26 protein-coding genes and 2 tRNA genes are annotated in these 23,294 nt (G+C 68.2%); 17 read left to right on the plus strand and 11 right to left on the minus strand.

The features are described 5' to 3' along the window. The first annotated feature begins 309 nt into the window (after positions 1-309). Positions 310-1,011, plus strand: coding sequence for a DUF5324 family protein (locus QF037_RS23785; protein ID WP_307028438.1), 702 nt, complete (start codon positions 310-312; stop codon positions 1,009-1,011). A 451-nt stretch (positions 1,012-1,462) separates the two neighbouring features. Here the strand turns inward: QF037_RS23785 and QF037_RS23790 are convergent. Beyond that, positions 1,463-1,535: transfer RNA gene (locus tag QF037_RS23790), tRNA-Ala, on the minus strand. A 182-nt stretch (positions 1,536-1,717) separates the two neighbouring features. On the opposite strand from QF037_RS23790, the gene QF037_RS23795 reads away from it, so the two are divergent. Next, complete coding sequence (locus tag QF037_RS23795; protein WP_046256534.1) at positions 1,718-2,266, plus strand: helix-turn-helix domain-containing protein; 549 nt, start codon at positions 1,718-1,720, stop codon at positions 2,264-2,266. Between the two features lie 277 nt (positions 2,267-2,543). Continuing rightward, positions 2,544-4,043 carry a protein kinase domain-containing protein gene (locus tag QF037_RS23800; protein WP_307028440.1) on the plus strand — a complete coding sequence of 500 codons (1,500 nt, stop codon included), beginning with the start codon at positions 2,544-2,546 and terminating at the stop codon, positions 4,041-4,043. 28 nt (positions 4,044-4,071) lie between these two features. Here QF037_RS23800 and QF037_RS23805 read toward each other — a convergent pair whose 3' ends face one another. Both QF037_RS23805 and QF037_RS23810 read right to left on the minus strand, forming a co-directional pair. Then, on the minus strand, positions 4,072-5,361 hold the full coding sequence (locus QF037_RS23805; protein WP_307028442.1) for a hypothetical protein: 1,290 nt from the start codon (positions 5,359-5,361) through the stop codon (positions 4,072-4,074). Positions 5,362-5,478: 117 nt separating this feature from the next. Beyond that, positions 5,479-5,607 carry a DLW-39 family protein gene (locus QF037_RS23810; RefSeq protein ID WP_003999697.1) on the minus strand — a complete coding sequence of 43 codons (129 nt, stop codon included), beginning with the start codon at positions 5,605-5,607 and terminating at the stop codon, positions 5,479-5,481. 338 nt (positions 5,608-5,945) lie between these two features. Between QF037_RS23810 and QF037_RS23815 the strand changes: the two genes are divergently transcribed. Next, positions 5,946-6,290 carry a DUF6344 domain-containing protein gene (locus QF037_RS23815; RefSeq protein ID WP_307028443.1) on the plus strand — a complete coding sequence of 115 codons (345 nt, stop codon included), beginning with the start codon at positions 5,946-5,948 and terminating at the stop codon, positions 6,288-6,290. Positions 6,291-6,753: 463 nt separating this feature from the next. On the opposite strand, the gene QF037_RS23820 is transcribed toward QF037_RS23815, so the two are convergent. Beyond that, positions 6,754-7,167 (minus strand): peptidase inhibitor family I36 protein, encoded by a 414-nt coding sequence (locus tag QF037_RS23820; protein WP_307028445.1) that lies wholly within the window; start codon positions 7,165-7,167, stop codon positions 6,754-6,756. 679 nt (positions 7,168-7,846) lie between these two features. Next, positions 7,847-8,605, minus strand: a complete 759-nt coding sequence (locus tag QF037_RS23825; protein ID WP_307028447.1) for a GntR family transcriptional regulator — start codon at positions 8,603-8,605, stop codon at positions 7,847-7,849. A 190-nt stretch (positions 8,606-8,795) separates the two neighbouring features. Here QF037_RS23825 and QF037_RS23830 point away from each other — a divergent pair, with 190 nt between their 5' ends. From QF037_RS23830 to QF037_RS23890, 13 genes are all read left to right on the plus strand, one after another. Beyond that, positions 8,796-9,122 carry an SCO3933 family regulatory protein gene (locus tag QF037_RS23830; protein ID WP_232027742.1) on the plus strand — a complete coding sequence of 109 codons (327 nt, stop codon included), beginning with the start codon at positions 8,796-8,798 and terminating at the stop codon, positions 9,120-9,122. Positions 9,123-9,124: 2 nt separating this feature from the next. Then, the gene (locus QF037_RS23835; RefSeq protein WP_307028450.1) at positions 9,125-10,444 is read left to right on the plus strand and encodes an FtsK/SpoIIIE domain-containing protein; all 1,320 of its coding nucleotides are present in this window, start codon (positions 9,125-9,127) and stop codon (positions 10,442-10,444) included. Between the two features lie 5 nt (positions 10,445-10,449). Next, a complete protein-coding gene (locus tag QF037_RS23840) occupies positions 10,450-10,617 on the plus strand; it encodes a hypothetical protein (RefSeq protein ID WP_307028452.1) in 168 nt (55 codons plus the stop codon). 80 nt (positions 10,618-10,697) lie between these two features. Continuing rightward, positions 10,698-11,357: a DUF2637 domain-containing protein gene (locus QF037_RS23845; protein WP_307028454.1), complete on the plus strand. Its 660-nt coding sequence runs from the start codon at positions 10,698-10,700 to the stop codon at positions 11,355-11,357. A 21-nt stretch (positions 11,358-11,378) separates the two neighbouring features. Next, positions 11,379-11,558 carry a hypothetical protein gene (locus QF037_RS23850; protein WP_307037338.1) on the plus strand — a complete coding sequence of 60 codons (180 nt, stop codon included), beginning with the start codon at positions 11,379-11,381 and terminating at the stop codon, positions 11,556-11,558. Positions 11,559-11,562: 4 nt separating this feature from the next. Then, positions 11,563-11,751 (plus strand): mobile element transfer protein, encoded by a 189-nt coding sequence (locus QF037_RS23855; RefSeq protein WP_307028456.1) that lies wholly within the window; start codon positions 11,563-11,565, stop codon positions 11,749-11,751. Positions 11,752-11,762: 11 nt separating this feature from the next. Further along, a complete protein-coding gene (locus QF037_RS23860; RefSeq protein ID WP_307028458.1) occupies positions 11,763-11,918 on the plus strand; it encodes a hypothetical protein in 156 nt (51 codons plus the stop codon). A 24-nt stretch (positions 11,919-11,942) separates the two neighbouring features. Further along, positions 11,943-12,227 carry a SpdD protein gene (locus QF037_RS23865; RefSeq protein WP_307028460.1) on the plus strand — a complete coding sequence of 95 codons (285 nt, stop codon included), beginning with the start codon at positions 11,943-11,945 and terminating at the stop codon, positions 12,225-12,227. Between the two features lies 1 nt (position 12,228). Then, positions 12,229-12,447, plus strand: a complete 219-nt coding sequence (locus tag QF037_RS23870; protein ID WP_307028462.1) for a hypothetical protein — start codon at positions 12,229-12,231, stop codon at positions 12,445-12,447. Positions 12,448-12,539: 92 nt separating this feature from the next. Continuing rightward, a complete protein-coding gene (locus QF037_RS23875) occupies positions 12,540-12,719 on the plus strand; it encodes a hypothetical protein (protein WP_307028463.1) in 180 nt (59 codons plus the stop codon). Positions 12,720-12,723: 4 nt separating this feature from the next. Further along, positions 12,724-14,118: a replication initiator protein RepSA gene (gene repSA, locus QF037_RS23880; RefSeq protein WP_307028465.1), complete on the plus strand. Its 1,395-nt coding sequence runs from the start codon at positions 12,724-12,726 to the stop codon at positions 14,116-14,118. Further along, on the plus strand, positions 14,115-14,309 hold the full coding sequence (locus tag QF037_RS23885; protein ID WP_307028468.1) for a helix-turn-helix domain-containing protein: 195 nt from the start codon (positions 14,115-14,117) through the stop codon (positions 14,307-14,309). The genes repSA and QF037_RS23885 overlap by 4 nt, the downstream gene beginning before the upstream one ends. Continuing rightward, complete coding sequence (locus QF037_RS23890; RefSeq protein ID WP_307028470.1) at positions 14,309-15,466, plus strand: tyrosine-type recombinase/integrase; 1,158 nt, start codon at positions 14,309-14,311, stop codon at positions 15,464-15,466. Before QF037_RS23885 ends, QF037_RS23890 begins: the two co-directional genes overlap by 1 nt. Before the next feature lie 55 nt (positions 15,467-15,521). Here the strand turns inward: QF037_RS23890 and QF037_RS23895 are convergent. The 6 genes from QF037_RS23895 to recF form a co-directional block, all read right to left on the minus strand. Continuing rightward, a tRNA-Ile gene (locus QF037_RS23895) sits at positions 15,522-15,598 on the minus strand. A 124-nt stretch (positions 15,599-15,722) separates the two neighbouring features. Beyond that, entirely contained in the window at positions 15,723-16,520 is a 798-nt protein-coding gene (locus tag QF037_RS23900) for a DUF3566 domain-containing protein (RefSeq protein ID WP_307028472.1), read from the minus strand. A gap of 18 nt (positions 16,521-16,538) precedes the next feature. Continuing rightward, complete coding sequence (gyrA, locus tag QF037_RS23905; protein WP_307028474.1) at positions 16,539-19,133, minus strand: DNA gyrase subunit A; 2,595 nt, start codon at positions 19,131-19,133, stop codon at positions 16,539-16,541. Between the two features lie 42 nt (positions 19,134-19,175). After that, positions 19,176-21,215, minus strand: coding sequence for a DNA topoisomerase (ATP-hydrolyzing) subunit B (gyrB, locus tag QF037_RS23910; protein ID WP_307028476.1), 2,040 nt, complete (start codon positions 21,213-21,215; stop codon positions 19,176-19,178). A 415-nt stretch (positions 21,216-21,630) separates the two neighbouring features. Then, positions 21,631-22,167: a DUF721 domain-containing protein gene (locus QF037_RS23915; RefSeq protein ID WP_307028478.1), complete on the minus strand. Its 537-nt coding sequence runs from the start codon at positions 22,165-22,167 to the stop codon at positions 21,631-21,633. After that, positions 22,164-23,285, minus strand: coding sequence for a DNA replication/repair protein RecF (gene recF / locus QF037_RS23920; protein WP_307028480.1), 1,122 nt, complete (start codon positions 23,283-23,285; stop codon positions 22,164-22,166). The genes QF037_RS23915 and recF overlap by 4 nt, the downstream gene beginning before the upstream one ends. Positions 23,286-23,294: the final 9 nt, after the last annotated feature.

The following is a 23,294-nucleotide window of genomic DNA, read 5'->3' on the forward strand; positions in this document are numbered from 1 at the left end:
CTCCGACCCCCGTCGCCCTTCTCCGGGTGCTCGTTGCGGGGTGTCGTCTGCAGAAAACCGGTCGAGTAGTTCCGGGCCGGGGGCGTTCGTCGACGATCCGTGGCATTGTCGACGACAAGCTCCCGTTGCCCGTATTCATCCGCTATTGCATGTGATCGGTTCTTCAGCAGCGCTTGATCGGAGATCGTCCGGAGTCAGCGCCCATGACCCGGATGCCTGCCCTCACATGCCCAGGTGCCCGTTGGCAGGCATGATCCGTAAAAGGGTGGAAAGTCGAATTACCGTACGCCACCGAGGAGGAGGATTCCCGTGACCCGCATCGACAGCGTGCGCGCCGCGACCGGTTCGGCGAAGGACAGCGTGCTGCACGCCGCGGACGTGGTGGCGCCGTACGCCGACACGGCCAAGGACAGGGCCGCTCACTACACACACGAGGCACGCGTACGGCTCGCGCCGAAGGTGTCACAGGCGGCCGAGCAGGCTCGCGTCCAGTACGACGCGCATCTCGCGCCGCGTCTGGAACAGGCCCTGACGCATGTGCCGCCGAAGGTCGACCAGGCCGCCCACGAGGCCGCCGTCCGCACCCGCAAGGCTGCCCGGCAGGCCGCCGACTATTCACGTCCGAGGATCGAGCAGGCCGTGGCCGCGGCCGGGCCCGTGAGGGACGAGGCCGCATCCCGCGGTACGGCCGCGCTGCTCGCGCTGCGCGGTCAGGTCTCGGCCAAGCAGATCGAGAAGCTGGTCCGTAAGCAGGAACGTCGGGCGAGGGTCGGTCGTCTCGCCAAGGCACTGGCGATCGCGGGCGTCGTCGCGGGCGGTGCCTACGCCGCCTGGAAGTGGTGGGACAAGCAGGCCAACCCCGACTGGCTGGTCGAGCCTCCCGCGGCGACGGAGGTCCCGGAGTCGACTCGGCTGACGTCGGTCGACGGCAGCGGCCAGTCCGTGCTCGACCCGGAGGTGCAGGTCAAGGAAGCCGAGGAGGAGGCCGCGCACCGCGACGAACGACACTGACGTCCGGCACTCCGAACATCGCTGTGGGGCAGGAGACTTGAGGGTCTCCTGCCCCACAGCGATGTTTCACGTGGAACGGCGGATGCTTGCCCTCTGCACCCACGATGACGTTTGCAACGGTTCAGGTGTGCAAGTTCTGCACAGACCGTGTTGACGGAGAGCATCACCCTGGTTACCAGCACACGTTCCCACCAGTCCCCACAAGGCCTCCACCAGCGGAATCATCGGCTCCGGCACTTCGTCGACTACTCGCACGACGGACTCGGGCACCCTGTCGACTCTCGCGTTTGCGCAAATATCCGCAACGGCCGAGACGCCGTCGAGTGACGCACGTCACCCCGAAGGACCTTCTCCGTCCACACCTGGCGCCCGCGCGGATCCGTCACGTGAAAAACCCGCACATGCAAGAACCGGCCAGCCGCCGTGAAGGGCGTCTGACCGGTCCGAGGTGTGGAGCCTAGGGGAGTCGAACCCCTGACATCTGCCATGCAAAGACAGCGCTCTACCAACTGAGCTAAGGCCCCGGGAGGGGAGCGTCCGACCGGAAGTGACTCATACCGGTGGGCGTCGCAGACCAGAGTACCGGGTCGCCCCCGGTATCTCGCAAAAAGATTGGGGGTCCCGATGAACGACCACTCTCCGTAAGATGCTCGGCGTGGTTCGCTACAGCGAACCGCGGTATTTGGGGAAGCGATGGGGAGACGCAATGGACGCCGCACAGCAGGAAGCGACCGCGAGAGCGCGGGAACTGCAGCGGAACTGGTACGGGGAGCCGCTGGGGGCGCTCTTCCGTAAGCTCATAGACGATCTTGGTCTCAACCAGGCTCGTCTCGCGGGGGTACTGGGACTGTCCGCACCGATGCTGTCGCAGCTGATGAGCGGTCAGCGGGCGAAGATCGGCAATCCGGCCGTGGTCCAGCGAGTGCAGTTGCTGCAGGATCTGGCGAGGCAGGTCGCGGACGGCAGCGTCAGCGCGGCCGAGGCGACCGAGCGGATGGACGAGATCAAGAAGTCGCAAGGGGGCTCGGTGCTCAGCAATGCCACGACCACGACCAGCAGTTCGGGAGCGCCGACGGTCAAGCGGGTCGTCCGTGAGATCCAGTCGCTGCTGCGGTCGGTCGCGGCCGCGGGGGACATCATCGAGGCGGCGGACACCCTCGCCCCGACCCATCCGGAACTGGCAGAGTTCCTCCGGGTCTACGGCGCGGGCCGCACGTCCGACGCGGTCTCGCACTACCAGTCCCACCAGAGCTGACTCCGCTGCCCGGTCACCGAAGGGGGTTCGGCAGCCGGGACGACGGCCGAGGAGGCACGGGGGAGTCGTGCCGCTGGAGAGGGCACGGGAGTCGTCGCTCATCCGGGGAGGGACACGTGGGGGCGTGTCACTCACCGGCCGGGAGACGGGCCGTGTCGCTCGCCGGGGGGGCGGTGCGAGGGGAGTCACTCATCCTGGAGCGGTGCGGCGGGAGTCGTATCGCTCGTGGAGGGGGAGGCAAGGGGGGACACCGCAGGGGGAGGAGCGACGCACTGCCATGGGTGAGGTCTTCGCCGGCCGGTACGAACTCGTCGATCCGATCGGGCGCGGAGGTGTCGGCGCCGTGTGGCGCGCCTGGGACCACCGCCGCCGTCGGTATGTCGCCGCCAAGGTGCTGCAGCAGAGCGACGCACACTCGCTGCTGCGCTTCGTCCGCGAACAGGCGCTGCGGATCGACCACCCCCATGTGCTCGCGCCCGCCAGCTGGGCCGCCGACGACGACAAGGTCCTGTTCACCATGGATCTGGTCGGCGGAGGTTCGCTGGCCCATCTGATCGGGGACTACGGTCCCCTGCCACCGTCCTTCGTGTGCACGCTCGTCGACCAACTCCTGTCGGGGCTGGCGGCGGTGCACGCGGAGGGTGTGGTGCACCGGGACATCAAGCCCGCCAACGTGCTGCTGGAGGCCACCGGTACCGGTCGGCCCCGGCTGCGGCTGTCCGACTTCGGCATCGCGATGCGGCTGGGCGAACCGCGGCTGACGGAGACCAACCTCGTGGTGGGGACGCCGGGTTACATCTCGCCCGAGCAGATGATGGGCTCGGAGCCGGACTTTCCCGCCGATCTGTTCGCCGTCGGCCTGGTCGCGCTGTATCTCCTGGAGGGCGCCAAGCCGGACGCCAAGGCTCTCGTCCAGTACTTCGCGGCGCATGGGACGCCGAGTGCGCCCAAGGGCATCCCAGAACCGCTGTGGCAGGTCGTGGCGACGCTGGTGCAGCCGGATCCGCAGGCGCGGTTCCGCACCGCCACGGGGGCGCGGAAGGCGCTCGCCGCGGCCGCGGAACTTCTGCCGGAGCCGGGCCCCGACGACGAGCTGATCGAGATCTTCGACCAACTGGGGCCACTGCCACCGGGGTTCGGGCAGACGGGACCGCTCAAGCCCGCACCTGGGGTACGGACGGGGTTCTCGGACACTCCAGAACCGAGTGCCGGCTTCCCGCAGTCCGCGAGGGACGGCGACTCCGCCTCCGCATGGCCCGGCACCGACTCCGTACCGCCCGATCCCCGTCGGAGCACCGGGTCGCAGCCGGCGGCGTTCCTCTCCGAGTCCTCCGGTGTTGCGCGGCCGCCCAGCATGTCGGACACCGGCAGCTTCCCGCTGCCACCCCCGCAGGCCACTGGCTCCTCTCCTCAAGTGCGTCCCCCGGACGCCCAGACACCGCCACAGACACAGCAGGGCGCGCAGCACCAGCCCTCCCACGTCTCCCCCGACGACCCCACGCATGTCCTGCCCTCCCCCCGGCCGCAGCCGCCGCCCTACCCGACGCGGCCCCTGGCGTCACCGCCGCTCCATCGCGCCGATGCCTCTACTGCTTCGTACACCGCTCAGGTCCCGCAGGTTCCACCTCCGGCCCAGGAAACTTCGCGGCACCGCGCAGGCAGAGGAGCGCGCAGGGCACGACGGCGCCCCGGCCCTCCGGCCAAGGTGGTCGTCCCGATGCTGCTCCTCGCGCTGGCCTGCTACGCCGTGGGCTTCTGGGCACTGACCCGGATCTGAGCACCCCACGGGCACCAGGGCGCCGCACCTACCCGACGGCCCCGGCCGCCCTCCGCCGAGCCACCACCGTCCACGCCCCCAGTACCACCAGCACCAGGCTTCCGCCCCCGATGCCCGCCACGGCGACCACCTTCATCAGCGCGTCGCCTCCCGCGCCCCCGCCCTCGGCCGCCGCCTCCCGGTCCTGCGCCGACACCTCGAAGAGGCCCCGCGGATCGGACGGTGCCGCGTAGGCGGGTGCCGCCTCGGTCGTGCCGTCGATCCGCACCCGCAGTGTCACGCCGAACGGCTTGTCGCCGTACTTCTCGGCCATCGCCGACGAGAGATGGAGGGCGAGGTAGTACGAACCGGCGAACCGCATCGCTCTGACCTGGCGGGAGGAGTCGTAGCGGTTGGTGTAGTCGACCGGCGCCAAGGGGTCGAGGGAGTCCGTCTTCTGGGTGCCGTTGTAGCCGATGGCCACGTCGTCGACGGGCATGCGTGCCGGGTTGTACAGCGACGTGATGAGCGCGCCGGCCACATAACGGCCGCGAGTCGTGCTGCCCAGTTCGGCGGTGACGTGGAGCTGCTGCCCCCAGTCGACCGGCACTTTGTAGAAGAGCGTCTGCCCGGGCGCCACATCGGCGCTCCAGACCCCCTCCTTCACCGGCACGGCCTCGTCGAAGCCCGCGCCGCCCGGACGTCGTACGGCCTGGTCCGTCGGAGGCTGTGGGGGCGTGGAGTTCCAGCTCTGCGGCGCCTTCGTCGCCTCGGCCCGGTCCAGGTGCGACTCCGACACCGGAGCGAGCTCCAGCTCCCATTCGCCGGGCGATACGTCCGTGCCGTCGATGCGCTCCACGCGCACGTAGTACAGACCGCTGCCCTTGCACAGGGCGCGATGGGAGAAGGCCTCTCTCGCTCCCCAGGCGACGATCGGCCGCGGACTGCGGCTCGCTCCGAAGTAGGCGCTCTCGAAGGAACAGGAGCGGCTGTCGGCGTCCTGCAGGTACACCCTGATGCCGCCGCCGGTGGAGACCGTCGTGCCCGCGCGCGGGACGGCCGTGACGGAGACGTACGTGTCCGACGTCTTGTCGAGTACGAGGCGGTAGTAGAGCTTGCCGCTCGCGGGGAGGGTGCTCCGGTACGTCTCGCCGATGTCGAGGGACTCGGCGTCCGAGGTGGTCGCGGCGCCGGTGACCTGCCGGGCGTCGGGGGCGAACGCGTACGAGGGGCTGGGTGTGCTCGCCGCGAGGGCCGTCTGTCCCGGCAGCAGGGCGGCCAGGGCCATTCCCACGACGGCCGCGCACACGCCGCGCCACCGCACCGTACGCCGCCCCATCACGCGCCACCCCTCGCCGTCGCCTGATCGTGGCTCATCCTGCCCGGCTGCGTCTCGCGCAACACAAAACCCCGACCGCGAGGCGGCCGGGGTCTGTTCAGAACCGAATGTCGGTACTCACGAACCCGTGGGCACGGAGTCGGTCGCCTCCGTCCACAGATCCTGCTCGGCGCGATCCGCCTGGATCTGGCGGTACACGAGGAGCCCGCCGATGGCGGCCAGTGCGACCAGGAGAAGCTTCTTCACCGTGCGACCTCGTCTTTCCTTGACGTAGGGGACCTCTGGCGCCCGACTATACACACCGACCGATACCGATCGGTGACCTGCGTCAGCTCCTCAACTTCCGCCCTGGACACCGCAGTAGAAGCGGATGACGCCACTCCGATCGGAGGGTGATCACACCTCCACGGACGGTCACTTTGAGCCTTCTCCTCCAGTTTCTTCCACTTTTCAGGCTTCTTGCACCCATTCGAGTGGTGTTCATCTGAACATCGACGCGCCACGGGCGTCGGTCCATGATTTCGCCGCCCCCATACACATCATGAGGAAAGTACGCAAATCGCCCAACCCGAAAGTGAGGGGCCATGGCCCAGAACAAGGTCATGAACCTGTGGACCGCCATCGTCACCGCCCTCCTGGCGCTGTGCACGACGCTCGGACTCATCACCACGACCGCCGCCGCGGCAGTACCGCAGACCGAGCCGACCCGCAACAGCAGCACCGAGGCCAAGACACCGGCGCCGTCCCTCTGGCCCTGGTCCGCCACCAGGGCCCTGCCCCCCACGATGAAGCAGCGCATCCGAGCCGAGGCCCACGGAAAGACCCCCAGCTGCCGTCACCGCCCGCCCGCGGACACGGAGGACGCCGACAGGGCCACGCCCCCCTGCGACGACTCGGCCGCCGAGCCGGCCGCGCCCCTCCAGCGCTGACGGCGCCGTCCCTTCCCCGATGTAACGGCGAACTTGCGTACCCGCCCGCTGCATAGACGTACAGGCGAAACCCCCCGGTCTCCATCGACCGGGGGGTCATCGTGCTGCTGCTGCCAAAACGAAGAACGGGTGCCTCCCACTGGGGAGACACCCGACTTCTCGATCTTTGCCTGTGGGGCTAACAGGATTTGAACCTGTGGCCTCATCCTTATCAGGTCGATCATTAGGGTCTATGGGCCTCGGTCAATCCTCTTCAGGCTCCGGTTGGCCGTCCGCCGGCATTCACCGCTGACCGCTGCTGTTCGCCCTTGTTGGTGTCAGCCGCTGGTGTCAGTGATGAGTGGCGCCCTTGACAAACTCAACTCAGCATACTAACGGCCCACTTCCTTAACGCAAGCTGGTGCCTGGCACTATCCGCGTCAGGCACAGTCTCGCCAAGGCAGCTCACCTTCAACTGCCTTCCTCAGCAGTTGGTACCGCCGACCCATTTATGGGAAGCCAGGTAGTGCGTGCCGGAAATGTTCTTCTTCTCGCCCTTGGAGACGCAGCCCACCTTGTCTGAGCCGTGTTGCCCGGCCTGGTCGTAGTAGAGCACGTCCATGCCGCTCGTCCCGTTGTTGAAAACGGAACCGGCCGAGTCGTAGTGGGCCCATGAGCAGACACCCGGGCTAACCCGCCAAATGGCGTCACTTCCCTCCCATGAACACTTCTCCCCGTAGCCATTGGCCATCGAGTAGAAGCAGACGTACCCCGTGTCGCACTCGTACCTGGGCCTGTCTTCTGCCTGCGCTGGAGCGGTGCCGGCGCTCAGGCCTGCCATCACAACGGCGCCTGCAAACAGGCCCGCCTTGGCACGGACAGCACGAATTCTCTTCATACTTCATCCCCCACGGATCACATGGCGTGCTCGCCATAGAGCCTGATCAGCTATCGCCGGTCAGAGCCACCACCGTAGGAACTCGTGCCCTCCACGGCTACCTATAACTATTTAGGGTGGTGCGTGAGGTGAGACGCGACAAGACGGCACGGCGCTCTCCGCTCGCCGCCGTCCTCTGGGGCCGCCTCAACACCCGCTGAACTCCGGCCAGACACCCCGCCGCCTTAACCCACCACTCTCCCCAGCTCCCATCCCGTCCGCCGTCGACCCACACGCCGTGGAGCGGGCGTGGTTCCTGGCGTCCAGGTGGAGCGCGCCACTGTACGAACGACCTGGACGCCAGGGGCCGCGTCTGCTCGGCTCTGCCTGGGTCGGCGGTGGACGGGATGGGAGCTCCCACGCACGCCACTACGGGCCCGCAGTCGGGAACGGCGCCCCCTCCATCCCGGTGCCGGCCGATCCCCCGCCGGAGGCATTGTCTTGACCGCAGGCCGCTCTATGCGGTGATCGCCTCATGGCCACTGGCCCTATCCACATGTGGGCGCGCGTCGGCGCAGCGCGGGCGGAGCGGGCCGAAGGCAGGAGCGTCGCCCGGAGCGGAGCCGGGAAGCGCGCCCGGCGGAGCGGAGCGCAGCCGGGGCTTGATGAGGTAGAGAAACCTGTAACAGCTCGTGCTGGCCTACGCGTCGAAGTCGTATTCCAGGATGTAGGAGGCGGCATCGAGCGTCATTTCGTTGATCTCGACGGGGCGCCCTTCGTCCGCGAACGCGGTCCGGCAAATGAGGATGACCGGCGTACCCGCGGAGATGCTCAACTGTTCCGCCTCATGCTTCGTGGGCATGCGCGAGCGGATCTCCTCGCGGAAGTGCACTGGCTTGTACCCGAGTTCGGCAAGACGGGCATAGGTCCCGCCCGGCCCCGTGTCGGCTTGAGTGATCGCTGACCCCGCCACCATCGACGTGGGGAGATAGCTCGTCGCGAGAAGAACGGGCTTCTCATCCAGGACGAACCGCCGCCGCCTCACGCACACGGTGTCCTCGCCACCCAGGTCCAGGACCTGCCCGATGTGTTCCGGTGCGGCCTCTTCGGACACCGTCACCTGATCCACCACGAGTGCGCGGTTCTCGATGTCGGCAGACCAGATAGACCGGCCGCTACCCCACTGTTCCTGCGCGAGCCGCTTGATGCCTTGGCGCCTAAGGGGACGAAAAGATCGTACGAAGACCCCAGCACCCTTGCGGGACTCGGCGATGCCCTCGTCCTTGAGCACACTCAAGGCCTGACGAGCCGTCATGCGGGCCACGCCGTGGGTGGCCATGAGGTCGTTCTCTCCCGGAAGCCGATCACCGGGACCGTACTCGCCCGACCGGATCGCCTCGCGTAGAGAGTCCGCAATCCGCTGGTACTTCGGCCGACGGTCGTCGTCGGTGGTGGTCATTCGGGAGCCCTCCCTTCTTCTCTAGACAGCCTAGGCCATGCATGCCATGCCCGACCTGTCGTGTAGCCACGATCCCGCTCCCTCAACATCTCTAGACAGATTCTCTTGACGTCTCTAGAGACGTGTGCCCTACTGGAGATGTCTAGAGAGGTTGCGAATGGATGGCCTCCAAGAACTGAGGGATGTGCTCATGCCGTCGTTCAAGATCGACACTTCGACTGCGTTGGTGTTCGTGGCGACTGCGCCGGAACCCAAGGTGAAGAACTTCCAGACCGGCGAGCGGGCCGTGAACCAGGAGGGCAAGCCCATGTCGACCGTGGGCCTGCTGGTCTCGGACGAGGGGGAGGGCAACCTCCTCAAGGTCTCGATCCCGGAGAACGGCTACCCGGAGGCCCTGGCCCCGGGCATGCCGGTCAAGGTCATCGGCCTGAAGGCTCGGGACTGGGAGAACGTGATCAAGGGAGAGAAGCGCTCGGGTATCTCGTTCAGTGCCGTCGCGATCACCCCGGCGGCCTGATCATGGCCGACCTGACGATGTGGCTGGAGGCCACGGCAGCTGTAGCGGGGGCCGGTGGCCTCGGTTATGCGAAGTACCGTGCGCCGCGCGTGTACTGGTCGCTGGTCGGCCTGCCCGCGACGTGGGGCCGGTTCACGTTCTCCTACCGCTCGACGATGGACGTGTGCGGTCTGACGGTGCAGCCGTCCGGCCTGCGGGCGTTCATGGCGCGCAACGTGGCCCGTCGTGAGGTGCAGCCGGTAGCGCCGAAGATCCGCCGGGTGCGGGGTACCTCGACCGGGCTTCGGGTGACGCTTCGTCTTCCGGCCGGTCTGGAGCCTGCCGACGTGATCGCTTCGACGGAGCGGTTGAGGCATGCCTGGGGTGTGCACGCGATACGGGTCGTGGTGACCAAGCCGGGGTTCGTGGAACTGCGGATGACCGGCTACGACGTGCTGCGTCGGGTGCGGATGCCGCGCAAGGCACAGCCGCATGGGATGGCCGTGCCGGTCGCGCTTCGCGATGACGGGACCGCGTTCGAGCGGGACTACCTCAAGGCCCCGATGGGGCTCACGCTGGGTGCGAACAGCTCCGGCAAGTCCATGTATCAGCGCAACCTGATCAAGGGGCTGGCTCAGCTGCCGGTCGCGCTGGTGGGGATGGACTGCAAGCGCGGGGTGGAACAGTCTGCGTTCGCGCCGCGGCTGTCGGCCCTGGCGACGACCCCGGACGATGCCGCTTCGCTGGCCGATGTGCTGGTCACGGAGATGGAAGACCGCTTCGACCTGCTGCACCTGTACGGCGCCTCGGACATCTGGGAACTCCCCGAGGACCTGCGTCCGGCCCCGGTCGTGGTGCTGGTGGATGAGATCGCCGAACTGTTCCTGATCTCCCGTAAGGAGGATGAGGAGCGGCGCACGCGGATCGTCACGGCGTTGATCCGGCTGGCGCAGATGGCCCGTGCGGTCGGCATCTACCTGGAGATCTGCGGTCAGCGCTTCGGCTCCGACCTGGGCAAGGGCGCCACCATGCTCCGTGCCCAGCTCACCGGCCGGGTGGTGCACCGGGTCAACGACAAGGAAACCGCCGAGATGGGGCTGAAGGATGTAGCCCCGACCGCTGTTCCGGCCGCGTGTGTGATCCCTGCGAACCGGCCCGGTACGGCCGTGGCTACCGATGCGGGCGGCGGCTGGTGCCGGATCCGCACCCCGCAGGTCTCCCGTGAAGAAGTCGCCGAGGTCTGCCGGGACTTCGAGCATCTGGTCCCGGATCTGCCGTTCCTCGCGCCGTTCCGGCCCCGCGTTTCCGCTTCGCCTGCTGCCGCTCCGTCGCTGGTCAAGTGATCGCCATGGGTGCATCCAAGACCCCCGCGACCGCCGGACCGGCGAAGTGCCCGACCTGCAAGGGCTCCGGCGAGGTCTCCCGCGCCGTCTATGTCGGCCGCAAGCGCCGCGCGGTCGGACAGCAGACCGGTATCTGCCTGACCTGCCTCGGCTCCGGCGAAGCCACCGACTGAAGCTCGCCGGGACCGGGCGGCCGGACATGGATGGCTCCCCGCCCGCCCCTGGCTCACCCCCTCGAAGGGAGGTACAGATCATGAACCGCTCGCTTCGCCCAGACGCCGTCTTGATCCAGGCCGTCATCGCTGGCGCCCTGTCCTTCGCCCACCTGCACGACCTCGCATACGCGGCCGGACAGACGGGATGGAAGGCCTGGGCCTACCCGGTCTCGGTCGATCTCCTGCTGGTCGCCGCGTGGCGTCGGCTGCGCACCGCTCGCCGGGACCGCTCCGCCTGGACCTGGTTCGCGATCGCGCTGTGCGCCTCGCTCGGCGCCAACATCGCCACCGCCGGACTCCTCGACCTGGAGCACGTCCCTGCCTGGCTGCGGATTCTCGTGGCTGGCTGGCCTGCGCTTGCCTTCCTCGGCGGCACCCTCCTGGTCCACTCGCCCGCCGTGCCGGCCGTTTCCGCACAGCCCGTGGACATCCCGGCCGCGCCGGAAGTCGAGACGCACCGCGCCGACGCCCCCACCCCCGCGGCCGAGCCTGTGCCGGAACTGGCACCCGCAACAGCCCAGGCGCTCCCGGCCGATGTGCCCACGGTTCCGGCCGCGCTGCTGGATCACGCACGGAAGATCGCCGACGCACACCGCGCTTCCACTGGCTCCCCGATGCCCGCTGACGCCCTGTCGGCCCGGCTCCAACTGCCCGCCCCCATGGCCCATGCGATCACCGCACAACTCCAACTCACCTGAAAGGAAAAGAAGTTGGCCACCATGCAGCCCTTCGAGCGCCCCGAGGACTTCGTGAACGCGGCCCGCGAGATGGCCGATGCCGGACGCCCGGCCCTGGCCCGCCTGCTCGCCGAGGAAGCCGCCGACCGCACCCCGGACCCGAACACGGCTCAGCAGATCCTCGCCGAGTTCCCCGGCCGCAGCCTGCGACAGGAGGGCTGACGCCGTGACCGCTTACCGCCGCTTCCGCGACCGGCGCCGTATCGGCCCCGTGCAGGTCGGCACCTACTACGACGGCCGTGGCCGCGACAAGCACGCCGCCGCCTGCACCGCGCCGGGCTGTGGCTTCTCCGCCGACTACACCGACCGCTCTGCCGCCGAACTCGCCGCCAACACCCACCGCTGCAAGGCCTAGGAGACCCCGCCATGGATGTTCCGTTCTGGCTCGTCGTCATCGTCGTCGGCTGGCTCGGGATCAAGCTCACCCGCCCGCCCGCGTGGCTGGTCGTCCTGCTCCTGCTCGGCGGCTACCTCCTCGCCAACAGCATCCTCGGCCCCGCCATCGGCACCGTCGTCAAGTAACCCCGACTTGAAGGGAAACAAGCCGTGTTGACCCCGAAGTACCCGCCCCGGGACACCGCCCCGGCCCATGCTCCGGCCCGCGATGCCCTGGTGCCCGTCCCGCAGGCCCCGGCCCCGGTCGCGAACCGGTCCACCGTCCAGCTCACCCCCGGCAGCGCGCTCGCCCTCGCGGCCGGTGGCGGTGCCGTGGTCCTCGTTGTCGGTGCCGTCCTGGTCTCGCTGCTCCTCGCGGTCGCCATCACCGGCATGTCGGTCGCCGTGTGCGCGGTCGTCCTCCGCTCGCTCCTCAACACCGAAAGGAACCGCTGACATGGGCATCTTCAGCAACCCCGAGAAGGCTGACCGCGAACTGACCCAGGACATGCTCAACGACATCGCGGTCGACCTTAAGGGCGGCCCGGTCGACGACTTCACCGCCGTGGTCGCCGGCTCGCTGCTCGCCACCGCCAACGCCCAGGGCCTGGCCGACGACTGCGGCGACGAGGACGCCTACCCGCCGCCCGGCCACGGCTACTCCCGCCGCCGCTAACGGCCCCCGGGGCGGCTCTCTCGCCAAAGAACCGCCGCCCCGGACGCCTGCACCTCTTCCAGATCCAAAGGACCCGAAAGGGAAGTCCCATCATGTCCCAGCACGCCCAGAACACGCCCGTCTGCCGCGACTGCGACGGCTTCCCCGTCGTCGCCATCACCACCGGTACACGTGCCTCCGACGGCACCCGAAACACCCTCCGCATTACGTGCCTGACCTGTAAGGGCACCGGTCGTCGCACCGCCGCCGCGCTCGTCCGGGCCGGAAGGTGATCGCGTGACCGACACCGCCACCATGGCGGGCCTGGACCCGGCCACCCTCGCCGACGTGCTGAGGCTGGCCGGGTCTGACGGCTTCGACCGCATCCAGGACCAGATCCGCCGTACCGGCGGCTGCTCGGACCCGATTCACCTTCAGGGCTCGACGGTCACCCGCGACGCGGTTTCCGGCCAGGTCCTGCACAGCTACTCGACCGACACCGAGCCCGGCGGACGCCTCCGTATCGCGTGCGGCAACCGGCGAGCCTCTCGCTGTCCCTCGTGCGCCTGGACTTACGCCGGAGACACCTATCACCTCATTCGCGCCGGACTCGTCGGTGATCCCGCCAAGGGCACCCCGACCGCCGTCCGGGACCACCCGCGGGTCTTCGCCACCCTCACCGCGCCCTCGTTCGGTCCGGTCCACAACCGCCCCGGTAACCGGCCCTGCCGATGCGGCCTCCGGCACCACGAAGAGGCACCCGAGCTCGGCACCCCGCTCGACGCGACGTCGTACGACTACGCGGGCGCGGTGCTGTGGAACAACCACGCCTCGGAGCTTTGGCGCTACTTCACGATCTACCTCCGTCGCGAGATCGCCAAGCGGGCCGGGCTCACGCAGAAGGCGGCTCAGGAACAGTCCCGGGTCGCCTTCGGCAAGGTCGCTGAGTACCAGAAGCGCGGGGCCGTGCACTTCCATGCGGTGATCCGCTTCGACGGGCCGGGCGGTCCCGATTCCCCGCCACCGCCCTGGGCCACCCTCGCTCTCCTCACGGAGTCGATCCGGGCTGCCGCGGCCCGCGTCGCGGTCGATGTACCCCCGGCCGGAGACGAACCGGCGCGCACGCTGCGGTGGGGCACGCAGCTCGACGTACAGCCGATCGGCGCCTTCGGCCACGGCGAGGAGATCACCGAAGCGGCCGTTGCCTCCTACGTCGCCAAGTACGCCACCAAAGCGGCCGAGACGACCGGCACTGTCGACCGCCGCATCGGCAACAAGGAGGCCCTGGTCCTGCTCGGCGTCCCGGACCATCCCCGCCGGCTGATCGAAGCGTGCCTCGACCTGCACGCGCTCTACCCGGACAGGAAGCTGTGCGACTGGGCTCACATGCTCGGCTTCCGGGGCCACTTCTCCACCAAGTCCCGCCGCTACTCCACCACCCTCGGCGCCCTCCGCCAGGTCCGCGCCGACTACCGCGCCGCCCAGCAGCGCGAAGCTCTCGGCCTGCCCGACCTCGACGACAACCCGGAGGCAACCACGCTCACCCTCGCCCACTGGACCTACGCCGGCCACGGCCACACCCCCGGCGAATCCTGGCTCGCCGCCAACATCCGCCGAGACATCCAACTCAACCGCGAGACCGCCCGCGAGGAGCTACCCGCCCTGCTCGAACTGGAAGGAGCCGCCACGTGACCACTACCACCGCTGCCTCCGAGTTGCTGAAGGTCCCGGAGGTCATGGCACGGCTCAAGGTCGGCCGGACCAAGGTCTACGACCTGATCCGTACACACCGATTGGTCTCGATCAAGGTCGACGGCTGCCGACGTATCCCGGCCGATGCGGTCGCGGACTTCATACGAGGACAGATCGAGAGGGCTGCCTGATGGCCAAGAGGCGCCCCAACGGCGGCGGAACAATCACCAAGCGCGCGGATGGCCGCTACCAGGGAGCCGCGTACGTCACCGACACCGACGGCAACCGCGTCCGGAAGTACGTCTACGGGGCGACCTGGGACGAGGCCGCTGAGAAGCTCGGCAAGCTCCAAGACCAGGAACGCAACGGCATCCCGGTGCCGTCCCGGTCCTGGAGCCTCGGGGAGTGGCTGGCCTACTGGCTTGAGCACATTGTGAAGCCAGATCGCGAGCACAACACGTACGTCAAGTACGAGTCCAAGGTGCGGCTCTACCTCGTTCCTCACCTCGGTAAGAAGCCCATGGTCAAGCTCACTCCGGCCCAGATCCGCATGTGCATGGCCGCATTGACGCGTGAGAAGGTCCCTGCGGCCACCCGCTTCGAGGTGCTGCGCACCCTGCGGAACGCCCTCAACCGTGCCGTTCGTGAGGAGCTGCTGACGCGCAACGTCGCGCTCCTGGTCGACATGCCCAAGGTCAGCAAGGACAAGGGAAGGGCCTGGAGCGCTCGTGAGGCGATCACTTTCCTGCGGACCGCCCGCGCTCACCGCTTCTACGCGGCCTGCGTTCTGATCCTCGTCCTCGGTCTCCGCCGGAGTGAGGTGTTGGGACTGCGCTGGCAGGACATCGACTTTGAGAACCGGCAGTTCACACCGGTCAAACAGGTGCAGCGGGAGAAAGGCGTGGGACTGATCCTCAAAGATCTCAAGACGGAGTCTTCGACGGCTGTGCTGCCGCTTCCGGAGTTCTGCGCCCGTGCCTTGGAAGAACGCCGGGAACTGCAAGATCTAGAGCGGCAGATCGTCGGTGAGGCCTGGGAGCAGGAGCCGGACCGTGACGTGATCTTCTCGTCAGAGCGCGGTGGACTGACCGACCCGGTGGGCTTCTCGCGTAGCTTCAACGCGCTGGTGAAGCGTGCCGGTGTGCGTCGCATCACGGTCCGGCTCGCACGGCACACCTGCGGGACCCTGCTCGCCTTCCTGAAGGTGCATCCCAAGGTCGCTCAGACGATCCTCCGGCATAGCCAGATCAGCATGACCATGGACGTCTATACACACGTGGTCGGCTCCGACCAACGCGAGGCAACCGCGATGCTCGCCGAACTGCTGGAAGATCCACTCATCGGCTGATGTCAGCCGTAGATGTCAAAGACCCCCGGGCATGATCGCCTGGGGGTCTTTGTGCTGGTGGGGCTAACAGGATTTGAACCTGTGGCCTCATCCTTATCAGGGATGCGCTCTAACCAACTGAGCTATAGCCCCGCCGCGCTCTGCGGTGTGTGTCCCGCGCGCTGACTCCTGAAGATTAGCGCACGACATGGGCAGTCCCAAAATCGGTTGTCCGCGGTCCCTCAGGAGGGGTTTGGAACGGCGATCGGAGTTAATGTCACTCGTCCTCGGCGAGCGTCAGCTCGACACCGCCGACGAAGCCCGCGGAGAGGTTGTAGATGAACGCGCCGAGGGTCGCGAGAGCCGTCGCGAGGACGACGTCGATGACCGCGATGATCGTCGTGAACATCAGGACGTTCGGCAGCGACAGGAAGGACTGCAGGTCGAAGCCGTTCGACTCGTTGGAGCCGGTCGCCTCGGAGATCGTGCCGCCGACGGTCGAGAAGACGCCCATCGCGTCCATGACCATCCACAGCACCGCGGCCGCCACGATCGTGCAGATGCCCAGCGCGATGGAGAGCAGGAAGCTGACCTTCATCACCGACCACGGGTCGGCCTTGGCCACCCGCAGCCGCGCTTTGCGGGTGCGGGGCGTGGTGCGCGCGCCGGTGCGCGGGCGGCGTACGGCGCCCGCGGAGACGGCGGCCTGCGCCGGGTAGGCCTGCGGCGGGTGGTACGGCCCGGCGGCCTGCTGGGGCCCGCGCTCTCCCGGCAGCGGGGACGGGGCCGGCTGCTCAGCCGAAGGCTGCTGCGGCTGTGCGCCCGGAGCAGCCGAGCCCGCGCCGGCCGCGTACTGCTGGGTCTGCGGGCCTCGGGTGTCCGTCACAGTTCCCCCCTGGGATCCATGCGAGTCGGGCGAGGGTGAGTCCTTCGCGGGCGACTTGATCGCTTTGAGCTGGGTCGTGTGCGAATCTGTCGCCTGCGCGGCGGAGCCACGGCCGCCGCCGTCCGTGTCCGTACCGGCCTGAGAACCGGTAGAGGTACCGGACGATCCGGCGCCCGTGGCTCCGCTCACGCTGACTCACTCCTCGTGCTACTCGGCCGAGGGCGCCTCACCCTCGTCCGTGCCGGTGGTCACGGCACCCTCGGCGGTCTCGTCGACGGCGTCAACGCCCTCGACTTCCTCCGCCTCGCGCCCCGCCTCGGCGTTACGTGCGATACCGACGACGGCATCGCGCTTGCCCAGGTTGATCAGTTGGACGCCCATGGTGTCACGGCCCGTCTCCCTGATCTCGTTGACTCGCGTACGAATCACACCGCCGCCCAGCGTGATGGCGAGGATCTCGTCGGTCTCCTCGACCACCAGCGCGCCGACGAGAGAACCACGGTCCTCCACGATCTTGGCGGCCTTGATGCCGAGGCCGCCGCGACCCTGGACGCGGTATTCGTCGACGGCGGTCCGCTTCGCGTACCCGCCGTCTGTGGCAGTGAACACGAACGTACCGGGTCGAACAACATTCATCGAGAGCAGCTCGTCTCCCCCGCGGAAACTCATGCCCTTGACACCCGAGGTCGCACGGCCCATAGGACGCAATGCGTCATCAGTGGCAGTGAACCTGATCGATTGGGCCTTCTTGCTGATCAGGAGCAGATCGTCCTCGGCCGAAACAAGCTCGGCTCCGATCAGTTCGTCGTCCGAACCGTCGTCCGTCTCCCGGAGGTTGATCGCGATGACACCACCGGAACGCGGCGAATCGTAATCCTTCAGTGCCGTCTTCTTGACCAAGCCGCCCTTCGTGGCCAGCACCAGGTACGGCGCCACCTCGTAGGTGCGGATCGCGAGGATCTCGGCGATCGCCTCGTCCGGCTGGAAGGCCAGCAGGTTCGCGACATGCTGTCCACGCGCGTCACGGCCGGCGTCGGGAAGCTCGTACGCCTTCGCGCGGTAGACCCGGCCCTTGTTCGTGAAGAACAGCAGCCAGTGGTGGGTCGTGGAGACGAAGAAGTGGTCGACGATGTCGTCTTCCTTGAGCTTCGTGCCCCGCACGCCCTTGCCGCCGCGCTTCTGGGCGCGGTAGTCGTCGGTCTTGGTGCGCTTGACGTAGCCGCCGCGCGTGACCGTGACGACGATGTCCTCCTCGGCGATCAGGTCCTCGATGGACATGTCACCGTCGTAGGGGACCAGCATCGTCTTGCGGTCGTCGCCGAACTTCTCGACGATGACCGCGAGTTCCTCGCTGACGATGCCGCGCTGGCGGACCGGCGAGGCCAGGATCGCGTTGTACTCCGTGATCTTCGCCTGGAGTTCGTCGTGCTCCTGGATGATCTTCTGTCGCTCCAGGGCGGCCAGTCGGCGCAGCTGCATCTCGAGGATGGCGTTCGCCTGGATCTCGTCGATCTCCAGGAGCTCCATCAGGCCCGTGCGCGCGATGTCGACGGTGTCGCTGCGCCGGATCAGCGCGATGACCTCGTCGATGGCGTCCAGGGCCTTCAGCAGACCACGCAGGATGTGCGCCCGCTCCTCGGCCTTGCGCAGCCGGAAGCGCGTACGGCGGACGATGACCTCGATCTGGTGCGCCACCCAGTGACGGATGAACGCGTCCAGCGACAGCGTGCGCGGAACCCCGTCGACCAGCGCCAGCATGTTGGCGCTGAAGTTCGACTGGAGGTCCGTGTGCTTGTAGAGGTTGTTCAGTACGACCTTGGCGACCGCGTCCCTCTTGAGCACGATGACCAGACGCTGACCGGTACGGGAACTGGTCTCGTCCCGGACGTCCGCGATACCGCCGACCTTGCCGTCCTTCACCAGGTCGGCGATCTTCTGCGCGAGGTTGTCGGGGTTGGTCTGGTACGGCAGCTCCGTGACCACCAGGCACTGGCGGTTCTGGATCTCCTCGACCTCGACGACCGCGCGCATGGTGATCGAGCCACGGCCCGTGCGGTACGCCTCCTCGATGCCCTTGCGGCCCACGACGAGCGCGCCGGTCGGGAAGTCGGGGCCCTTGATGCGCTCCATCAGCGCGTCCAGGAGCTCCTCGTGCGAGGCCTCCGGGTTCTCCAGGTACCACTGGGCGCCGGAAGCCACCTCGCGCAGGTTGTGCGGCGGGATGTTGGTCGCCATACCGACCGCGATGCCTGCCGAGCCGTTGATGAGCAGGTTCGGGAAGCGGGCGGGCAGGACGGTCGGCTCCTGGGAGCGGCCGTCGTAGTTGTCCGTGAAGTCGACGGTCTCCTCGTCGATGTCGCGGACCATCTCCATGGACAGCGGCATCATCTTGCACTCGGTGTACCGCATGGCGGCCGCCGGGTCGTTGCCGGGAGAGCCGAAGTTGCCGTTGGAGTCCACCAGCGGCATCCGCATCGACCACGGCTGCGCGAGGCGGACCAGCGCGTCGTAGATCGAGGAGTCGCCGTGCGGGTGGTAGTTGCCCATGACGTCGCCGACGACACGGGCGCACTTGTAGAAGCCGCGCTCGGGGCGGTAGCCGCCGTCGTACATGGCGTACAGGACGCGGCGGTGCACGGGCTTGAGGCCGTCCCGGACGTCCGGCAGCGCGCGGGAGACGATGACGGACATCGCGTAGTCGAGATACGAGCGCTGCATCTCCGTCTCGAGCCCGACGGGCTCGACACGCTGGGCGATGATGCCGCCCTCTTCAGGGGTGACAGGAGTGTTCTCGTCGGCCATTGCTGGTGAAGATCCTTCCTGGTGCGGTCAGCTGAGACCGACTCAGATGTCGAGGAAGCGGACGTCCTTGGCGTTGCGCTGGATGAACGCGCGGCGGGCCTCGACGTCCTCGCCCATCAGGACCGAGAACAGGTCGTCGGCCTGGGCGGCGTCGTCGAGGGTGACCTGGCCGAGGACGCGGTGCTCCTGGTCCATGGTCGTCACGCGCAGCTCCTCGGCGTTCATCTCGCCGAGACCCTTGAAGCGCTGGATCGAGTCCTCGCGCACGCGCTTGCCGCGCTGGCGCCCCATCTCGAGCAGCGCGTCGCGCTCGCGGTCCGAGTACGCGTACTCAATGTCGTCCCGGCCCCACTTGATCTTGTAGAGCGGGGGACGGGAGAGGTACACATGCCCGGCCTCGACCAGCGGCCGCATGAAGCGGAACAGGAAGGTCAGCAGCAGGGTGCTGATGTGCTGTCCGTCGACATCGGCGTCCGCCATCAGGATGATCTTGTGATAGCGGAGCTTCTCGATGTCGAAGTCCTCGTGCACACCCGTGCCGAAGGCCGAGATCAGCGCCTGGATCTCCTGGTTCTGCAGGATCTTGTCGATCCGCGCCTTCTCGACGTTGAGGATCTTGCCTCGGATCGGGAGGATCGCCTGGTACTGCGGGTTCCGGCCGGACTTGGCCGAGCCGCCGGCGGAGTCACCCTCGACGATGAAGATCTCGCACTTGGTCGGATCGTTCGACTGGCAGTCCGAGAGCTTGCCCGGCAGCGACGCCGACTCCAGCAGGCCCTTGCGACGCGTCAGGTCACGCGCCTTGCGGGCCGCCACGCGCGCGGTGGCCGCCTGGATGCCCTTGCGGATGATGTCCGCGGCCTCGACCGGGTTGCGGTCCAGCCAGTCGTTGAGGTGCTCGTAGACGGCCTTCTGCACGAAGGTCTTCGCCTCCGTGTTGCCCAGCTTGGTCTTCGTCTGGCCCTCGAACTGCGGCTCGCTCAGCTTGATCGAGATGATCGCGGTCAGACCCTCGCGGATGTCGTCACCCGTGAGGTTGTCGTCCTTCTCCCGCAGCAGCTTCTTGTCGCGCGCGTACTTGTTGATCAGGTTCGTGAGCGCCGCGCGGAAGCCCTCTTCGTGCGTACCGCCCTCATGCGTGTGGATGATGTTGGCGAACGAGTACACACCCTCGGTGTAGCCGCCGTTCCACTGCATCGCGACCTCGAGCGAGAGGTGGCGCTCCTTGTCCTCGGCCTCGAGGTCGATGATGGAGGGGTGGACCGCCTCTCCCTTGCGGGAGTTGAGGTACTTCACGAAGTCGACGATGCCGCCCTCGTAGTGGTACGAGACGGTCTTGACCTCGTGCTTCTCGTCCTCGCCCGCCTCGTCGGCACCGGCGGTGGCCTTCGCCGACTCGCGCTCGTCCGTGAGGTTGATGGTCAGGCCCTTGTTGAGGAAGGCCATCTCCTGGAAGCGCCGCGAGAGCGTCTCGAAGGAGTACACGGTGGTCTCGAAGATGTCGGGATCGGCCCAGAACGTGACCGAGGTCCCGGTCTCGTCGGTGGCCTCGTGCCGCTCGAGCGGAGCGGTGGGCGCGCCCGCCTTGTACTCCTGGGTCCAGCGGTAGCCGTCGGTCCTGATCTCCACGGCCAGCTTGAACGAGAGCGCGTTCACGACGGAGACGCCGACGCCGTGCAGACCACCGGAGACGGCGTAGCCGCCGCCGCCGAACTTGCCGCCCGCGTGCAGCACGGTGAGGACGACCTCGACGGCCGGCTTCTTCTCGATGGGGTGGATGCCCACCGGGATGCCACGGCCGTTGTCGATCACGCGCACGGCGCCGTCGGCGAGGATCGTGACGTCGATGGTGTCCGCGTGACCGGCCAGCGCCTCGTCGACCGAGTTGTCGACGACCTCCTGCACAAGGTGGTGCAGGCCGCGCTCGCCGGTCGAGCCGATGTACATACCGGGTCGCTTGCGGACCGCGTCCAGACCCTCGAGGACGGTGATGGCGCTCGCGTCGTACGAGGCGGTGACCTCGCCGTGCGCTCCGACGCCGGTGGACGGGATGTTCTCGTTGGGGTTGCCGGAATCGGCCACGAAGCGCCCTTTCTGGCACAGCACGAGCCAGGCTCGTCGGCGGTTTGCCGGAGCGGCTGCGGCATGTTGCGTTGGTAAGCCTTGTTCAGCGTTGTTCAGCTTGTCCCGGCGGTCCCCACGAGTGGGGCGGGATTAGCTTCCAGTCTACCGGTAGCGCTGACAGTGATGGGGGTTTGCGGGTACCTGAGTCCGCATGTGCCGCCCTAAATCCTCCTCCTCCGGGTCCCCATATACGGAGGAGGGCTCCAAGAGGCTCACGGAGGCACTCAGCGCTTCGGGCTGTCAACCCTTGGCTACTTGGGAGTCAGGTCGCTGTTCGCAACCGCGTGGGGTCCGGCGACACGAAGGCCGCCGACGGTCCTTCGCAGCCGTCGACGGCCTTCGATGTGATGTCTGTCACCCGCAGGTTTCCCGGTCACCCGTAGGTGTCACCAGGGCCGGTGCTGCCCGGGGCGCGCAAGGGGCCATAGCGCCGCGGGGGCCCCGCGGGCCCCTGCACCTTGATGACCCGCACGGCCCCGTGCCCGAGATCCTCGTTGAGCCGGGCCACCAGCGTCGGCGCGAGCAGCCGCAGATTGGTCGCCCAGGCCGTGGAGTCGCAGCGCACGATCAGGACCCGCTCGTCCTCGTCGTATCGCTCCGGCTCGCAGTGCTTGGCCACGTCCTCGCCGACGATCTCCGGCCAGCGCCCCATCACCCCGCCCACCGCCGCCGGGGCCTCCCAGCCGCGCTCGCTGATGAGCCGGTTAATCGCGGAGCCCAGCGCCATCGGGTCGCGCCCGTCGGCGCGCGCGCCGGAGCGCAGACCACCCCGCCGCGCCTGCTTCTTCTGCTGCGCTGCGTCCCCACGCGCGCGTGCCTGCTCTTTGGCCGCCCTGAGCGCCACGCGCGCGAGGTCGACACCGGAGGGCTCGGGGCTCTTCTCGGGAGCGGGTTCCTGAGAGCTGCTCATACGCGCTCCACCACCCCTTCGGACACCGAGTACCGCGCCCCCGCCAGCAGATGCGGTACGTCGTCGTCGACCGCGGCCGTCACCAGCACCTGCTCACCGGGCGCCACCAACTCCGCCAGCCGCTCCCGGCGCCGGGTGTCCAACTCGGCGAAGACGTCGTCGAGGATCAGCACCGGCTCATTGCCCTCCGCGCGGAGCAGGTCGTACGACGCCAGGCGCAACGCCAGCGCGTACGACCAGGACTCGCCGTGCGAGGCGTATCCCTTGGCGGGCAACTGACCGAGTTTGAGCAGCACATCGTCCCGATGAGGGCCTACGAGGGTGACGCCCCGCTCGATCTCCTGCTTGCGGGCGTCCGCGAGCGCCGCCATCAGCTGCGCGTAGAGGTCCTCGCGGGTGTGGGCCTCGCCCGGCGCGGAGGGCTTGTACTCCAGGGCGATCGGACCGCCGCCGGGGGCCAGCTGCTCGTACGCCTTGTCGGACAGCGGCTGGATCGCGGCGATCAGGTCGAGCCGCTGGGCGAGCAACTCGGCGCCCACGCGCGCGAGGTGCTGGTCCCACACGTCGAGGGTGGACAGGTCCATGGAGCGGCCGCCGTGCCGTCGGGCGAGCGCCGCGGACTTCAGCAGGGTGTTGCGCTGCTTGAGAACCCGCTCGTAGTCGGAGCGCACTCCGGCCATGCGCGGGGAGCGCGCGGTGATCAGCTCGTCGAGGAAACGGCGCCGCTCACCGGGGTCGCCCTTGACCAGCGCGAGGTCCTCCGGCGCGAACAGCACCGTCCGTACGATGCCGAGCACGTCACGCGGCCTGACCTGCGAGGACCTGTTGATCCGGGCGCGGTTGGACTTGCCCGGGTTCAGCTCCAGCTCGATCAGCTGCTGTCGCTCACCCTGCTTGACCTGCGCCCGGATCACCGCGCGGTCGGCGCCCATGCGGACCAGGGGGGCGTCGGAGGAGACGCGGTGGCTGCCGAGGGTGGCGAGATAGCCGACCGCCTCGACCAGGTTCGTCTTGCCCTGTCCGTTGGGGCCGACGAACGCCGTGACGCCCGGGTCGAGCGGAACTTCGACCCGGGCGTACGAGCGGAAGTCGGCCAGCGACAGATGCGTGACGTGCATGGTCGGGCG

Origin of the sequence: Streptomyces canus (assembly GCF_030815415.1) — a bacterium.
Classification (GTDB): Bacteria; Actinomycetota; Actinomycetes; order Streptomycetales; family Streptomycetaceae; genus Streptomyces; species Streptomyces canus_F.

Bases quoted from the DNA above. Each gene is read 5' to 3' on its own strand.
- QF037_RS23800 (WP_307028440.1), top strand. From the start codon at position 2,544: ATGGGTGAGGTCTTCGCCGGCCGGTACGAACTCGTCGATCCGATCGGG.
- QF037_RS23840 (WP_307028452.1), top strand. From the start codon at position 10,450: ATGGGTGCATCCAAGACCCCCGCGACCGCCGGACCGGCGAAGTGCCCG.
- QF037_RS23815 (WP_307028443.1), top strand. From the start codon at position 5,946: ATGGCCCAGAACAAGGTCATGAACCTGTGGACCGCCATCGTCACCGCC.
- QF037_RS23830 (WP_232027742.1), top strand. From the start codon at position 8,796: ATGCCGTCGTTCAAGATCGACACTTCGACTGCGTTGGTGTTCGTGGCG.
- QF037_RS23845 (WP_307028454.1), top strand. From the start codon at position 10,698: ATGAACCGCTCGCTTCGCCCAGACGCCGTCTTGATCCAGGCCGTCATC.
- QF037_RS23890 (WP_307028470.1), top strand. From the start codon at position 14,309: ATGGCCAAGAGGCGCCCCAACGGCGGCGGAACAATCACCAAGCGCGCG.
- recF (WP_307028480.1), bottom strand. From the start codon at position 23,285: ATGCACGTCACGCATCTGTCGCTGGCCGACTTCCGCTCGTACGCCCGG.
- QF037_RS23915 (WP_307028478.1), bottom strand. From the start codon at position 22,167: ATGAGCAGCTCTCAGGAACCCGCTCCCGAGAAGAGCCCCGAGCCCTCC.
- QF037_RS23795 (WP_046256534.1), top strand. From the start codon at position 1,718: ATGGACGCCGCACAGCAGGAAGCGACCGCGAGAGCGCGGGAACTGCAG.
- QF037_RS23850 (WP_307037338.1), top strand. From the start codon at position 11,379: ATGCAGCCCTTCGAGCGCCCCGAGGACTTCGTGAACGCGGCCCGCGAG.
- QF037_RS23820 (WP_307028445.1), bottom strand. From the start codon at position 7,167: ATGAAGAGAATTCGTGCTGTCCGTGCCAAGGCGGGCCTGTTTGCAGGC.
- QF037_RS23870 (WP_307028462.1), top strand. From the start codon at position 12,229: ATGGGCATCTTCAGCAACCCCGAGAAGGCTGACCGCGAACTGACCCAG.
- QF037_RS23805 (WP_307028442.1), bottom strand. From the start codon at position 5,361: ATGGGGCGGCGTACGGTGCGGTGGCGCGGCGTGTGCGCGGCCGTCGTG.
- QF037_RS23875 (WP_307028463.1), top strand. From the start codon at position 12,540: ATGTCCCAGCACGCCCAGAACACGCCCGTCTGCCGCGACTGCGACGGC.
- gyrA (WP_307028474.1), bottom strand. From the start codon at position 19,133: ATGGCCGACGAGAACACTCCTGTCACCCCTGAAGAGGGCGGCATCATC.
- QF037_RS23835 (WP_307028450.1), top strand. From the start codon at position 9,125: ATGGCCGACCTGACGATGTGGCTGGAGGCCACGGCAGCTGTAGCGGGG.
- QF037_RS23825 (WP_307028447.1), bottom strand. From the start codon at position 8,605: ATGACCACCACCGACGACGACCGTCGGCCGAAGTACCAGCGGATTGCG.
- QF037_RS23860 (WP_307028458.1), top strand. From the start codon at position 11,763: ATGGATGTTCCGTTCTGGCTCGTCGTCATCGTCGTCGGCTGGCTCGGG.